General features: G+C 73.2%; 13 protein-coding genes. 5 read left to right on the forward strand and 8 right to left on the reverse strand.

The window, feature by feature from the left end:
- Positions 1 to 16 precede the first annotated feature (16 nt).
- Together ABZ836_RS24250 and ABZ836_RS24255 are read right to left on the reverse strand one after the other, a co-directional pair.
- A complete protein-coding gene (locus ABZ836_RS24250; protein ID WP_356133470.1) occupies positions 17 to 403 on the reverse strand; it encodes an SRPBCC family protein in 387 nt (128 codons plus the stop codon).
- A gap of 14 nt (positions 404 to 417) precedes the next feature.
- Entirely contained in the window at positions 418 to 672 is a 255-nt protein-coding gene (locus ABZ836_RS24255; RefSeq protein WP_356133472.1) for an HU family DNA-binding protein, read from the reverse strand.
- Positions 673 to 875: 203 nt separating this feature from the next.
- Between ABZ836_RS24255 and sigK the strand changes: the two genes are divergently transcribed.
- Both sigK and ABZ836_RS24265 read left to right on the forward strand, forming a co-directional pair.
- Positions 876 to 1,460, forward strand: a complete 585-nt coding sequence (sigK, locus tag ABZ836_RS24260) for an ECF RNA polymerase sigma factor SigK (protein ID WP_356133474.1) — start codon at positions 876 to 878, stop codon at positions 1,458 to 1,460.
- The gene (locus ABZ836_RS24265; RefSeq protein ID WP_356133476.1) at positions 1,457 to 2,206 is read left to right on the forward strand and encodes an anti-sigma factor; all 750 of its coding nucleotides are present in this window, start codon (positions 1,457 to 1,459) and stop codon (positions 2,204 to 2,206) included. Before sigK ends, ABZ836_RS24265 begins: the two co-directional genes overlap by 4 nt.
- Positions 2,207 to 2,313: 107 nt before the next feature.
- On the opposite strand, the gene ABZ836_RS24270 is transcribed toward ABZ836_RS24265, so the two are convergent.
- From ABZ836_RS24270 to ABZ836_RS24295, 6 genes are all read right to left on the reverse strand, one after another.
- The gene (locus tag ABZ836_RS24270; protein ID WP_356133560.1) at positions 2,314 to 2,967 is read right to left on the reverse strand and encodes a fasciclin domain-containing protein; all 654 of its coding nucleotides are present in this window, start codon (positions 2,965 to 2,967) and stop codon (positions 2,314 to 2,316) included.
- Positions 2,968 to 3,061: 94 nt separating this feature from the next.
- Positions 3,062 to 4,693, reverse strand: coding sequence for a molybdopterin-dependent oxidoreductase (locus ABZ836_RS24275; RefSeq protein ID WP_361145361.1), 1,632 nt, complete (start codon positions 4,691 to 4,693; stop codon positions 3,062 to 3,064).
- A gap of 262 nt (positions 4,694 to 4,955) precedes the next feature.
- Positions 4,956 to 6,002 carry an ABC transporter ATP-binding protein gene (locus ABZ836_RS24280; protein WP_356133480.1) on the reverse strand — a complete coding sequence of 349 codons (1,047 nt, stop codon included), beginning with the start codon at positions 6,000 to 6,002 and terminating at the stop codon, positions 4,956 to 4,958.
- Positions 5,999 to 7,969 carry a dipeptide/oligopeptide/nickel ABC transporter permease/ATP-binding protein gene (locus tag ABZ836_RS24285; protein ID WP_361145364.1) on the reverse strand — a complete coding sequence of 657 codons (1,971 nt, stop codon included), beginning with the start codon at positions 7,967 to 7,969 and terminating at the stop codon, positions 5,999 to 6,001. The genes ABZ836_RS24280 and ABZ836_RS24285 overlap by 4 nt, the downstream gene beginning before the upstream one ends.
- Positions 7,969 to 8,919: an ABC transporter permease gene (locus tag ABZ836_RS24290; RefSeq protein ID WP_356133484.1), complete on the reverse strand. Its 951-nt coding sequence runs from the start codon at positions 8,917 to 8,919 to the stop codon at positions 7,969 to 7,971. The genes ABZ836_RS24285 and ABZ836_RS24290 overlap by 1 nt, the downstream gene beginning before the upstream one ends.
- Before the next feature lie 77 nt (positions 8,920 to 8,996).
- Entirely contained in the window at positions 8,997 to 10,592 is a 1,596-nt protein-coding gene (locus tag ABZ836_RS24295; RefSeq protein ID WP_356133485.1) for an ABC transporter substrate-binding protein, read from the reverse strand.
- A 173-nt stretch (positions 10,593 to 10,765) separates the two neighbouring features.
- On the opposite strand from ABZ836_RS24295, the gene ABZ836_RS24300 reads away from it, so the two are divergent.
- From ABZ836_RS24300 to ABZ836_RS24310, 3 genes are all read left to right on the forward strand, one after another.
- Complete coding sequence (locus ABZ836_RS24300) at positions 10,766 to 11,488, forward strand: FadR/GntR family transcriptional regulator (protein ID WP_361145368.1); 723 nt, start codon at positions 10,766 to 10,768, stop codon at positions 11,486 to 11,488.
- 228 nt (positions 11,489 to 11,716) lie between these two features.
- On the forward strand, positions 11,717 to 12,688 hold the full coding sequence (locus ABZ836_RS24305) for an alpha/beta fold hydrolase (RefSeq protein WP_356133489.1): 972 nt from the start codon (positions 11,717 to 11,719) through the stop codon (positions 12,686 to 12,688).
- A 69-nt stretch (positions 12,689 to 12,757) separates the two neighbouring features.
- Positions 12,758 to 14,239, forward strand: a complete 1,482-nt coding sequence (locus ABZ836_RS24310) for an exo-alpha-sialidase (RefSeq protein WP_361145371.1) — start codon at positions 12,758 to 12,760, stop codon at positions 14,237 to 14,239.
- The last annotated feature ends 69 nt before the right edge of the window (positions 14,240 to 14,308 follow it).

Consider the following 14,308-nt stretch of genomic DNA (forward strand, 5'->3'; position numbering starts at 1 on the left):
GCCGTGCGCCCCGCCGTCACCCGCGCACGAGGCGCCCCAGGGCCCACCGGGCGGGAGCGGCGTACGCGGCGACGGCGAGGGCCGGACCCTCGACCCGCAGCGTGGTCGCCGATCCGGCCGGCCGGGCGAGGACCGCGTGACGCAGCCGCATCCGTACCGGCCCGAGCCGGACCCGCCAGGTCCACTCCCGGTGCGCCTCGTCGACGCGCTCCACGACGAACCGGGCCGTCACGCCGAAGAACGACACGACCTCGCCCCGCAGACCCGGGGCGATCCGGTCACCCGCCACCCGCACCGCGCGGATCTGCGGCGACCACGCCGGCCAGAGCGAGGGCGCGGCGTACCGCCGCCACACCTCCTCGGCGGAGGCGGTGCCCGTGACACGGAGCGTGAGCGCGGCCATCGGCGGTCGCCGGCTCAGCGGCCCTGGCCGTTGACGTACTCGTTGAGGGCCTTGCCCGGGCGCAGGCCCGCCTCCCCGTCCTCGTGGTGGAAGCTGCCGAAACCGACGAGGGTGACGGTCTTCCCCTCCCGGAGGGCCCGGGCGATCGCGCCCGCCTCCTCGACGGTGCCGAACACCGCGTCGATCACCCGGCCGACCTGAGCGTCGGACAGGTCACCGCCCTCCGCCGCCTGCCGCGTGACCGCCTCGACCAGTGCCGCCCTGTCCATACGACGCACCCGCTTCCCGGTGTCCTGCCCTGGGGAACGACGAACCTCCCCATCGTGGCACCGGCCCCGCCCTCCCGCACGCGGGACCGCACCCGTCGGCCGGTGGTCCCGCGACCGCGGCCCGCAGGCGACCAATCCGTGGCTAGCGTGGCTCCGGATTACAGGGGGCTGTTCCGCCCTGCTGTGCTCATGGGAGATACATCGTGAAGGAACCGGTATTCATCGGCGGCGATCCGGCTGTCCGACCCGATCTGCAACAGCTGCTCCACGCGGTGGCGCTGGGGGACCAGGAGGCCTTCGCCGCGGTCTACGAAGCCGTGGCCGGCTCCGTCCTCGGGGTTGTCCGGGCAGTCCTGCGTGACCAGGCGCAGTCGGAGGAGGTGGCTCAGGAGGTGCTGGTGGAGGTATGGCGCACGGCCCCGCGCTACCGGTCCGAGCGCGGCACGGCCGTCAACTGGATCCTCACCCTCGCCCACCGCCGGGCCGTGGACCGGGTCCGTTCCGTGGAGGCTGCCGCGGCGCGCGACACCAGGGCCGCGCTGCTCGAACACCAGCCGATGCACGACGAGGTGACCGAACAGGTCGAGACCCGGCTGGAGCGGGAGCAGGTGCGGCGCTGCCTGCGGACGCTGACCGAGCTGCAACGCCAGTCGGTCACTCTCGCCTATTACCGCGGCCTCACCTACCGAGAGGTCGCCGCGGCACTGTCGCTGCCGCTGGGGACGGTGAAGACCCGTTTGCGTGACGGGCTCATCCGGCTCCGCGACTGCCTGGGGGTGACCGCGTGACCAGGACGACCGACCCGCACGCGCTGACCGGTGCCTACGCCGTCCACGCACTGGACACCGAGGAACGTGCCGCCTTCGAGCGCCACCTGGCCGAGTGCGACGCCTGCCGGCAGGAGGTCGCCGAGTTCCGGGCCACCGCCGGGCGCCTGGCTCTGGCGACCACGGTGCGCGTGCCTCCGGCCATGCGGGAGCAGGTCATGCGGCGCATCCGCACCGTGCGGCAGGTGCCGCCCGGTGCCGCGCGGCCGGAGCGGCCACGCCGCGACAGGCCGCGGGTACGGGGTACGGCCCGGTGGGCGCTGGCCGCCGCGGCCGCGGCGGCCGTGTTCGCGGGGACCGCGGTGTGGCAGTACGAGCGTGCCCGGGACGCTCGGTACGAGGCCGCCCAGGCGCAGCGGTACGTCGAGGACCTGGCCGGGGTGCTGACCGCTCCCGATGCCAGGTCGCGCTCGGCGAAGGTGGCGGGCGGCGCCGCCACGCTCGTGGTCTCCGCCGGCCGGGACCGGGCTGTGTTCGTGGCCTCGGAGATGCCCGCCCCGCCGCCGGGCAAGGTCTACCAGCTGTGGTTCGCCGAGGGGGACGGGATGCGTTCGGCTGGCTTGATGGAGCCCGGCCGTGACAGTCAGGCCGTGCTCATGGAGGGTGCGGTCGGCGGCGCGTCAGGGGTCGGTGTCACGGTCGAGCCGGCCGGTGGTTCGGAGCAGCCGACCTCACCGCCGGTCGCCGTGCTCGATCTGCCGGTGTGAGGGACCGTGTGGGGAGCCCCGCCCGACGGGCGGCGCTCCCCACACGGCTGTCGGCTCCGCCCGGCGGAGAGCGGCGGCGTCGACTCCCGGGCCTCAGCTCCCGGGCCTCAGCTCTTGGGCATCAGCACGGTGTCGATGATGTAGACGTTCGCGTTGGCGGTCCTGACATTGCCGCAGACGACCTTGGCGGAGCCGTCGACCGTGTAGGACTCGCCCGACCCGGAGGTCGTGACCTTCGAGGACTCCAGCGTGTCGAAGGAGCCGTTCCGCAGGGCCTCCGGGGTGAGCTTCTGGCCGACGACGTGGTAGGTGAGGATCTGCGTCAGCTTCTCCTTGTCGGCGAGAACCGCGTCCAGGGTGTCCTTCGGGATCTTCGCGAAGGCGTCGTCGGTCGGCGCGAACACGGTGATGCCCTCGGCGTTGTTCAGGGTGTCGACCAGTCCGGCCTTCTTCACGGCGGACACCAGCGTGGACAGGGCCGGGTTGTTGGAGGCGGCGGTGGCGACCGGGTCCTCGGCCATGCCGTCGAAGGAGCCGGCGCCGTCCTCGGGCACGGAGGAACAGGCCGGACCGAACGGCTGGGCCATGCCCTTCCCGCCGCTGCCCATGTCCTCACCGCTCCCGGATGCCGGAGCCGACGCCGTGCTCGACGCGTCGGACGTGCCCGCGTCGTCGCCGGTGCCGGAGCAGGCGGTCAGGGCCAGGGGGAGCGCGAGGGCCGCGGCGGCCAGCCCGGCGGTGCGGCGGAAACGGGTGTTCATCATGATCTCCTCTTGGTAGGTGCGGCGTGACGCCGCGTCGTCCGGTCGTTGCGGTCAGGTGGTCGGGGGAGGGCACGGGGCCCGGTGGCGGTGATCAGCCGACGGTCACGACGACGGAGTGCCATCCGTCGGCGCCGTCGGGGACGGTGCGGGTGCGTCTTCCGGTCTGCACCGCGCCGGTGCGGTCGGTGGCGCGGACGGTGAGGGTGTGGCCGCCCGGGGTGGCCCGCCAGGGCAGCGACCACTGGCGCCAGGTGTCGCGGGTGTCCTCGGAGGCCAGATCGGCTTCCCGCCAGGGACCGTCGTCGACGCGGACCTCGACTCTCCCGATGCCCCGCCGCTGGGCCCAGGCGACCCCGGCGATCATCACCGGGCCGGCCCGGAGGCGGGCGAACGGCTTGGGGGTGTCGATCCGGGAACCGGTCTTGACCGGGGCCCTGCGGGCCCAGCCGCGCCTGACCCAGTACGGGTCGTAGGCATCGAACGTGGTCAGCTCGATGTCCCTGATCCACTTGCAGGCCGAGACGAAGCCGTACAGGCCCGGGACGACCATCCGGACCGGGAAGCCGTGTTCGAAGGGCAGCGGCTCGCCGTTCATCCCCAGCGCCAGCATGGCGTCGCGGCCGTCCATGACGTCCTCGACCGGGCTTCCGATCGTCATGCCGTCCACCGACCTGGACACCAGCTGATCGGCCGGCCCGCCCCGTGACGGAGGCTCTACCCCGCACTCGGCGAGCAGGTCGGCCAGCCGGACGCCGGTCCAGCGGGCGTTCCCCACGTACGGGCCGCCCACCTCGTTCGAGACGCAGGCCAGGGTGATGTTCCGTTCGATCAGCTCACGGCGCAGCAGATCGTCGAAGGAGTAGGTACGGGGGCGTCGTACGCCCGTGCCGTGGACGCGCAGCCGCCAGGCGGTCACGTCCACCGCGGGTACCACCAGGGCGGTGTCCACCCGGTAGAAATCCGCGGTGGGGGTGACGAAGGGGCTGATCCCCGGGACGCGCAGCCGGGCCGACCTGGGGACCGGCCGCGCCGGTGACCCGGGAGCGGGCAGCACGGTCCGGAGGCGGTCGGCGACGGCGTCCTGACCGCGCGAGGCGCTCAGCGACCGTCCGGCCGCGCCCACCGTGACGGAGGCCGCTGCCGCTGACGCGGCGGTGAGCATGAAGCCCCGCCGGTCCCGGCCCGCGGATGCGGGCGGACGGCCTCCCGTCTCCTCCGTCGCGGAGCCGGATGCCGACGCCGACGACCGCTCCACCTGGGGCAGGCGGCCCACCAGCAGGCGCAGGAGCAGCGCTCCGACGGCGGCTCCCACCACGGACGGGAGCGCGTCGGTGAGGCCCCCCGAGTCGGGGCGGCTCACGGCGGTCGCGGCTCCCGCGGCTCCGAGGAGGAGGACCCCGGCGGTTCCGACCTGCCGGAACCGCACGGCCAGCGCACCCAGGAGCAGTGCCAGCACGGCCAGCGAGGCCAGGATGCCGAGTAGCAGCACCAGCTTGTCGTCGGTGCCGAACTGGCGGATCGCCCATTCCTTGACCGGGGCGGGCGCCGCGTCGACGGACGCCCCGCCCACCGCGACGACCGGACCGGACTCGGGCCGCACGACTGCGGCGACCAGTTCCGCCACTGCCAGCGACGCGAAGCCGGCGAGCACGCCGCTCAGCGCACCCAGCGCCGGATGCGGCCACCGGGGCCGTCGTCGCCGATCCTTCTCCTCTTCCCGCACGGAGGTAATCCGGTTCCGCGTGCCGGGCGGATTGGTCCGTGACCCGATCAGGTGAAAAGAGACCACGGGACCGATCCGCCCCGCGTTCCGCTCCGTATCACCTGTTTGAGCACAGAGCACAGGAGCACTTCACCGGTCCCGCCGCCGAGGTCCCCGTCCGGTCGCTCCGGCACAAGGCGGCCTCCGCCGGGGGCGGGTGCCCGGCCGGGCGGCGCGTGGAACCGGGCGCCCGGCCGGTGCACGGCGGTGCGGTGTGGCGACGTCAGCCCTTCACGACCGCCGGGGCGGCGGCGGGCGACGCCGACGGACCGGCCGGGCCGGTGCCCGGCTGGGGGTGGACGCAGTGCCAGCGGTGGCCGCCCTCCCCCTCCGTGGCCGCCGGGAAGACCGTGGCGCAGGCGTCGTCCGCCTTCCAGCAGCGGGTGCGGAACGGGCAGCCGGAGGGCGGGTTGGTGGCCGACGGCACCGGGCCGTGCAGCACGATGCGCTCGGGGCGCTCCAGCAGGCTCGGCGTGGCGGACAGCAGGGCCTCGGTGTACGGGTGGCGCGGGGCGCCGGTGACCTCGGCGGCTCCGCCCTCCTCGACGACCCGCCCCAGGTACAGCACCGCGATGCGGTCCGCCAGGTACCGCACGGTCTGCACGTCGTGCGAGATGAACACCATGCCGAGGCCCAGGCGGGCCCGCAGGTCCACCAGCAGATTGAGCACCTGGGCGCGCACCGAGACGTCCAGGGCGCTGGTGGGCTCGTCGGCGACGATCAGCTCCGGCTCCAGGGCCAGGGCACGGGCGATGGCCACCCGCTGGCGCTGGCCGCCGGAGAGCTGGCCGGGCAATGCCTGGAGGGTGTGGCCGGGCAGGCCGACCAGATCGAGGAGTTCCTCGACGCGGCTCTCCCGCTCGGCACGGGTGCCCCTGCGGTGCACGTCGAGCGGGTCGCGCAGGATCTGCCGGACGGACAACCGCGGGTTCAGCGCGGTGGACGGGTCCTGGAAGACGACGCCGACGGCCCGGCCGAACCGCTCGCGGCGGTCGGCGGCGTTCATGCCCCACAGGTCCTCGCCGCGGAAGTGCACCTGGCCCTCGGTCGGGCGCTGCAGGCCGGTCACCACGCGGGCCAGCGTGGACTTGCCGCAGCCCGACTCGCCGACCAGGCCGAGGATTTCGCCGCGCCGCACCTCCAGGGAGGCGTCGGTCAGGGCGTGCACGGCGTCCCGGCGGAAGAGCCCGCCGCTGCGCGACCTGTGCCGGACGTGGACGCGGTCGAGACGGACGAGGGGGGCCATGGCGGTGTCCTCCGGGGCGGTCATCGGGCGCTCTCCAGCGGCTTCGCGGGTCGCCGCGCGGGCGCCGGGTGGTGGCAGGCGAACCGGTGGTCCCCGGCGTCGCCGCGGTCGGCGACGGTCGGCGGGGTGGTCGTGCACAGCTCGGTGGCCGCGGCGCAGCGGGAGGCGAACCGGCAGCCGTCGCCGAACGCGCGGGGCGCGGGCACGACGCCCCGGATCTGGTGCAGCCGCTCCGTGCCGGCCTCCAGGGAGACGACGGAACCGAGCAGGCCGCGGCTGTAGTGGTGGGCGGGGTCGGTCAGCAGGGCGCGGGTGTCGCCGGCCTCGGCGACCTGCCCCGCGTACATCACCGCCACCCGGTGGGCCAGGTCGCCGACCAGGGCGAGGTCGTGCGAGACCAGGACCATCGCGAAACCGAGCTCGTCGCGCAGCTCGGTCAACAGCTCGACGACCTGCGCCTGTACGGTCACGTCCAGCGCGGTGGTCGGCTCGTCGGCGATGAGCAGCCGGGGGCTGCGGGAGAGGGCCATGGCGATGAGCACGCGCTGGCGCTGGCCGCCGGAGAGCTCGTGGGGGTAGCTGCGCAGAGTGCGCCCGGGGGACAGGCCGACCAGCTCCAGCAGCTCGGCGGGCGTTCTGGTGCCGCCCCGCGAGGTGAGCCGCCTGAGCTGGGTGCCGATCAGGACCGACGGGTTGAGCGAGGACATGGCGTCCTGGTAGACCATGGCGATCTCAGGGCCCATCAGCGCGCGGCGCTCCTTGGCCGACAGCCGCAGCAGGTCCCGGCCCCGGTAGAGGATCTCGCCCTCGGCCTCCGCGTTGCGGGCCAGCAGGCCCATGATCGCCAGACTGGTGACGGACTTCCCGCAGCCGGACTCGCCCACCAGACCGAGGGTCTCGCCCTCGCGGACGGAGAAGGAGATGCCGTCGACGACCCGGGTGTCGCCGTAGCGGTCCGGGAAGCGGATCGAGAGGTCGCGGACGACCAGGAGCTCGGGGGCGTCGTCGGGCAGCGGCGGGACGGCCGGCTCGGTGGCCTCCAGCCGGACCGCGAGCTCGGTGAGCGCCGCGCCGACCTCGGCGCCCTCGGCGGCGGGCGCGGCGGTGACCTCCTTGTCGGGACCGGTCCCGCCCGCGCGGGCCCTGTCCGGGGAGGCGGCGGCGTCGGTCATGCCCTCGGAAAGGACGTTCAGGGCGAGCACGGTGACCAGCAGGCACAGACCCGGGAAGAGGGTGGCCCACCAGCCGCCGGACAGCAGGATCTGCCGGCCGTAGGCCAGCACGCTGCCCCAGCTCGGATCGGGATCCTGCACGCCGGCGCCGATGAACGACAGGCTGGCCTCGAAGATGATCGAGTCGGCGACCATCACGGTCGCGAACACCAGCACCGGCGCCGCGCAGTTCACGGCGACGTGCCGGGCCACGATGTGGCCGCGGCGGGCGCCGATCACCTGCTCGGCGGCGACGTAGTCCTCGCCGTACTGCTCCAGCACGTTCGCCCGCACCACGCGGGCCAGTGAGGGCGAGTAGACGAACGCGATGGTGAAGATGATGACCGGGACACTGGGCCCGAACACGGCGACCAGGACGGCGGCCAGCGCGATGGGCGGGAACGACATGACGACGTCCAGCGAACGCATCACCGCCTCGTCGGCGAACCGGCGCGAGGTGGCGGCCAGGGCGCCCAGGCACGAGCCGACCACCAGGGCCAGCAGGGTCGCGCCCAGGCCGATCACCAGGGAGTAGCGCGCGCCGTGCACCACACGGGCGAAGACGTCACGGCCGGCCCGGTCGGTGCCGAACCAGTGGTCGGCGCCCGGCGGTTGCGCGGGGACACCGGTGGCGAGCGGGTCCTGCGTGAGCAGGGGGGCGAACACCGCGCCCAGCGCGACCACGACGAGGATCACCAGGGCGATCCGAGAGGGCGCCGGCAGCCGGCGCAGGCGGGTGCCGGGTGACAGCCGTTCGGCGAGGGATCGGGGGGCGAACATCACACCGTCCTGATACGCGGGTTGACGAGCAGGTAGAGCAGGTCGACGACGACGTTGACCACGAGGAAGGCGATCGCGATGGTGAGCACGGTGCCCTGGACGAGTGCGACGTCGCCTCCGGTGACGCCCTCGAGGATCAGCTTGCCCATGCCGGGCAGGTCGAAGATCGCTTCGATGACCACGGCGCCGCTGAGCATGTAGCCGACCTTGACCCCGAGCACCGTCAACGGCGTGATCAGGGAGTTGCGCAGCACCGACCGGATGATCAGGAACGGCGGCAGCCCGCTGCCGCGGGCCGTTCGCACGTAGTCCCGGTCGAGTTCCGAGACCATCGCGGTGCGCACCAGGCGGGCCAGCGAGGCGGCGACCGGCAGGGCGAGCGCGACGGCGGGCAGCGTCATGCTCCGCAGCCAGCCGCCGAAGGAGTCGGCCGGGTTGACGTAGCCCCCGGTCGGGAAGACCGGCGTGTTCAGCGCGAACTGCTGGATGAGCAGCACACCCAGCCAGAACGAGGGCAGGGCGATGCCGACCATCGACAGCACCCGGAAGACCTGGTCGGGCCAACGGTCCCGGTACACGGCGCTGACGACGCCGAGGACCAGGGCCAGCACGACGGCCAGCGCGAGACCCAGCAGTGTCAGCTGCAGCGTGAGCGGGAACGCGGTGGCGATCCGGTCGGCGACCGGCTGGCTGGGCGGCACGGTGACACCGAGGTCCCCGCGCACCAGATCGCCCAGGAAGGCGAAGTACCGCACCGGCAGCGGGTCGTCGAGGCCGTGCGCCGCGGCGAACGCGGCACGGGCCTCGGGGCTCGCGGAGTCGCCGAGCGCGTTGTACGCGGGGTCGGCCGGCGAGAACTGGAGGACCACGAAGACCAGCAGGGCGATGCCGAGGACCATCACCGGCATCATCGCGACGCGGCGCAGCGCGAGCCGGAGAAAAGCAACCATCGTGAGGTTCCTAGAGATCGGGGCGACGGCCGGGCCGCGGTCCGGGGGACGGCGGCCCGGCGTCCGGGCGGACGAGGTCAGGCGCGACCGACGTCGACGAAGGACAGACCGGTGGTGGGCAGCGGCCGGAAGCCGGTCAGGGCGCCCTTGCGCCAGGCGGTCGGCAGCTTGCGGTGCAGGACCGGGTACAGGGCCGCCTCCTCGGCGACCAGGTCGGTGACCTCGCCCCACAGCTCCCTGCGCCGGGCCTCGTCGGCCTCCCGGGCGGCCTCGTCGAGCAGCGACCTGACCTTCCTGTAGGCGTCCGAGCCGGTCCAGCCGTAACGGTTCTCCGGCCAGAAGCCGTAGTAAAACCAGCGCAGCAGCAGGTCGGCGTCGTTGCCGAAGACGGACGGGTCGCCCGGCGCCGCCAGCACCTCGAAGTCGCCCTTGTCGACCTTGGAGTACTGGGCGGGGGACTGGGCGATGTCGAGCTTCACCTCGATCCCGGCCGCGGCCCAGCTCTCCTTGATCAGGGGGGCGATGTCCTTGACCCAGCCGGTGTCCGTGACCAGCAGCGTGAAGGAGAGCTTCGCCACGCCCGCCTCGTCCAGCAACCGCCGTGCCTTCTTCACGTCGTGGCCGTAGACGGTGGCCGCCTCGTGGTAGTCCGGGTGCGTGTCCGGCACGTAGCCGGTCGCGGACTCCGCGTGGCCCAGCAGAGCGGTGGAGATGACCTTCTCGGTGTCCAGCGCGTAGTGCAGGGCCTGGCGCACCCGCTTGTCGGCGAAGCGCTCGTCCTTGCAGTTGAACATCAGGAAGAGCAGCCCGAAGGACTGGACCGACTCGACCTCGTCGTCGCCGGTGAAGCCCTTCAGGTCGATGTAGGGCACGTCCTCGATCGCCTGCACCCGGCCCGACCGGAGCGCGCTGACCCGGGCGGACGGGTCCGACATCAGGTGCCAGGTCATCTTCCTGACCTTGGCGGGGTGGGGGCCGTTGTACCGGTCGTACGCCTCCATGACGATCTTGTCCTCGCGGACCGCCGACACGAAGCGGAAGGGACCCGAACCGACCGGATGCGCGTCGAAGGCCTTGGCGTCGGCCCCGGCGATCTTCTCGGGGACGATGCGGACCACGGATATGCGCGAGGGGAACAGCGCGAAGGGGTGCTTCAGCTTGAACTCGACCGTGGACGCGTCGACCGCCACCACCTGGTCGATGAACGGCACGAACTGGGCCATCAGCGAGGCGTTCTTCGGGTCCAGGACCCGCTCGAAGCTGAAGACCACGTCCTCGGCGGTGACGGGGGAGCCGTCGTGGAAGGTCGCGCCCTCGCGCAGGGTGGCGCGGTAGGTGGTCGCGTTGATCCTCTTGGGCATCGCGGTGGCCAGCGCGGGCCGGGCCACCAGCGTGGCCGGGTCGAGGTCCACCAGGCCCTCGAAGATGTGCATGTTCGCGGCGTACGGGGTCGCGCCCGAGGTGATCATCGGGTCGAATCCGGTGGAGAGCGGGTAGGACAGGCCCGCCTCCAGGGTGTCGGCCCCCTTGCCGGAGGCCGAGGAGCCCTCGGCGGTGCTGCCCGGGCCCCCGCAGGCGGACAGCCCCGCCGTGATCGCGGTCGCCGCGCCGATGGCGCCGGTGAGTCTGAGGAAGGCGCGGCGGTCGACGCCGGCGGTGCTGCGCGGGGACAAGGGTTCCTCCAGGCGGGAGACATGAGGGCGAACAGGGAGAAGGCGGGGGATGCGGGACGGCGCCCGGGTCAACGCATCAGACGTCTGATGTCCGATGCTTGATAGCGTGGGAACGTAGCCCGACAGTGGAGAGGGGTCAAGAGGTGGCGGTGGGACAAGGAGCTGTCCGACGTGTGGATCCGGAGCCGAGACCGGCGCGTCAGCCGTTGCGACAGGAAGTCGTGGACGGCATCAAGGCCTACATCCTGCGCAACCAGCTGCGCCCCGGGGATCCGCTCCCGACCGAGCCGGCCCTGTGCGAGGCGCTGGGCGCCAGCCGGTCCAGCGTGCGGGAGGCCATCAGGATCCTGACCGCGCTGGACATCGTCGAGGTGCGCCACGGCCATGGCACGTACGTGGGCAGGCTGAGCCTCTCGGCGCTGGTCGAAAGCCTGACCTTCCGCGGTCTGCTCAGCCCCGACGACGACTTCCAGGTGCTGTCCGATCTCGTCGAGGTCCGCGAGCTGTTCGAACGCGGCATGGCGGAGCGGCTGGTGGAGTCGCTCAGCGACGAGCAGATCGACCGGCTGGAAGGCCACGTCGACGAGATGCGCCGAGCCGGAGCCGGGGCGGGCCAGGGCTTCGTCGTGGCCGACCGGGCTTTCCACACACTGCTCCTCGCCCCCCTCGGCAACGACCTCATCGGGCAGCTGTCCACGGCGTTCTGGGACGTGTACGTCATCGTCGCGCCACATCTGGACGTCTTCACCCATGAGCACGAAGTGGCCACCATCGCCCACCATAAGCGCATCGTGGATGCCGTCCGGGACCGGGACCCGGTGCGGTTCGCGGCCGCGCTGACCGACCACTACGCACCGGTCCGGCAGCGCATCGCCGAGGCCCGCGCCCGCCGCTGACCGGGCGTCACGGGCGACGGGGCCGGCCCGGGACACGGCCGGCCCCGTCGCCGACCGCGGGCGAGGACGCTGTCGGCCCTCGCCCGCGACGGTCACGGCGCCCGCCCTGAGCGACCGCCTCACGGCCCGCCCTTGACGACCGCCTCACGGAACTCTAGGGTCCACGGACAGCAGACATCAGACGTCTGTTCTCGCGTACTCGACTGCACCGACTGGGGCGGCCCCCTGATGCCACTGACGGACCTCACCCTCGCCGAGTGCCTCGCGCTGCGGCCCGATCTCGACGAACCCGCCGACCTCGACGCGTTCTGGGACCTGACCCTGCGGGAGGCCCGGGCGGCCGGCGGAACCCCCCGCTGGACACCCGTGGACACCGGCCTCGTCCAGGTCACCACCTTCGACGTCGCCGTCCCCGGCTTCGCGGGCGAGACCGTCCGCGGATGGCTGCACCTGCCCACGGGCGCCGACGGCCCGCTCGGCTGCGTCGTGGAGTTCCTCGGCTACGGCAGGGGACGGGGCCTCGCGCACGAGCAGGTGCTGTGGGCCAACGCCGGCTACGCGCACCTCGTCATGGACACCCGAGGCCAGGGCTGGTCCACGGCCGGGGGCGACACCCCCGACACGGCCACCCTCAACGGCGAGGTCCCCGGCTTCCTCACCCGCGGCGTCGGGGATCCCCACGACCTCTACTACCGGCGGCTGTTCACGGACGCCGTGCGGTTCGTCGAGGCGGCCCGCGAGCACCCGGCCGTGGACCCGGACCGCATCGTGGTCACCGGGCACAGCCAGGGCGGCGGCATCTCGCTCGCGGTCGCCGCGCTCGTCCCCGGCCTGGCCGGCGTCATGCCGGACGTCCCCTTCCTGTGCGACATCCGCCGCGGGGCCCTGATCGCCGGGGAGCCCCCCTACACCGAGATCGCGGAGTACCTGCGCCTGCACCGCGACCGCGTCGGCACCGTCCTCGCCTCACTGTCCTACGTCGACGCGGCGGTGCTCGCCTCCCGCGCCACCGCACCCGCGTTCTTCTCCATCGCCATGATGGACGCCGTCTGCCCGCCCTCCACCTGCTTCGCGGCCTACCACCGCTACGGCGGCCCGAAGGACCTGAGGGTCTACGAGTTCAACGGCCACGAGGGCGGCGGCGGCCACCACCGGCGCGCCCAGCTCGCCTGGGTCGAGGAGGCGTTCTCCGCGTCCTGACCCCCACGGAACCCACCGCTCGGCGCACGTCCCGACCGCCCGACCGCACTCCCGAAAAGAGGCACGTTCATGCAGCGAAGAGTCTCCCTGGTCGTCGGCACCGCCTGTCTGACCCTGCTGGGCGTCACCACCGGCGCCCACGGCGCCCCCGCGCAGGTCACCACCGCCGCGGCCACCGCCGGCACCCTCACCTCGCTGGACATCGCCACCGCGGGCACCGGCTCCCCCTACTACCGCATCCCTGCCCTGACCAGGACCACCAAGGGCACCCTGATCGCCGCCTACGACGCCCGGCCCACCCTCGGCGACCTCCCCGGCAACCTCGGCGTGGTCATGCGGCGCAGCACCGACGGCGGCGTCACCTGGCAGGCGCAGCAGGTCGTGCGCAAGGACGCCGCGCCCAAGGGGTACGGCGACCCGAGCCTCCTCGTCGACCGGGTGACGGGCCGGATCTTCGTCTTCTACGCCGCCTCCGTGAACCAGGGCTTCTTCGGCTCGGCGACCGGCAACGACGAGAGCGACCCGAACGTCCTGCAGGCCGACTACAGCTACTCCGACGACGACGGCCTGACCTGGAAGCACGAACGGATCACCGCCGAGATCAAGAACCCGGCCTGGGCGGGCATGTTCGCCGCCTCCGGCGAGGGCATCCAACTGCGGCAGGGCCCCCACAAGGGCCGGCTGATCCAGCAGTACGCCATCCGCCACAACGGCGCCAACTACGCGGTCAGCGCCTACAGCGACGACCACGGCACCACCTGGAAAATGGGAACCCCCGTCGGCCCGGGCGGCGACGAGAACAAGACGGTCGAGCTGTCCGACGGGCGCGTCATGCTCAACAACCGCTCCGCGCCCTACCGCACGGTCGCCCACTCCTCGGACGGCGGCGTCACCTACACGCCCCTCCAACGCGACACCGAACTGCCCGACCCCGCCAACAACGGCTCCGTCGTCCGGTTCGCCCCGGACGCGGCGCCCTCCCACCCCAGGGCCTCCTGGCTGCTGTTCAGCAACACGGCCACCACCAGCGGCCGCAGCAACCTCACCGTCCGCCTGTCCTGCGACAACGGGCAGAACTGGCCGGTGCGCAAGGTGGTCGAGGCCGGCTCCGCGGCCTACTCGACGCTCACCCCGCTCGGCGACGGCATGGGCAACGCCCGGGTCGGCCTGCTGTGGGAGCGCGCCAACCACCAGCACATCACCTACTCCTCCTTCGACCTCCGATGGCTCGGCGGGGTCTGCGCTCCGGTCACCGTCACGCCGCCCGCCGCCCTGCCCGCCGGCCGCACCACCGAGGTCACCGTCCGCGTCGTCAGCCAGAACGACGTCGACCTCCCCGCCGGAACGGTCTCGCTCAAACTGCCCCCGGGCTGGAGCGCCCCCTCCGTCACCATGCCCGCGCTGAGGCCGGGCCAGGGCGCCAACGTCAAGATCCCCGTCACCGTCCCGGCGGGCACCGCCGCCGGCGGCGTGGCGGTCACCGCGGCCTACCAGGTGCGCGGCACCCAGCACTCCTACGGCGACGCGACCCTCACCGTCACCGCGTCGTAGGCAGGCCCGGTCGGCCGCCGGGAGCTCCCCGCCGCGGCGGCCGGCCGACACGCCCTCACGAAGCACCCT

The sequence above is a fragment of the Streptomyces sp. NPDC047130 genome (genome assembly GCF_040643475.1).
In the GTDB taxonomy this organism is placed as follows: domain Bacteria; phylum Actinomycetota; class Actinomycetes; order Streptomycetales; family Streptomycetaceae; genus Streptomyces.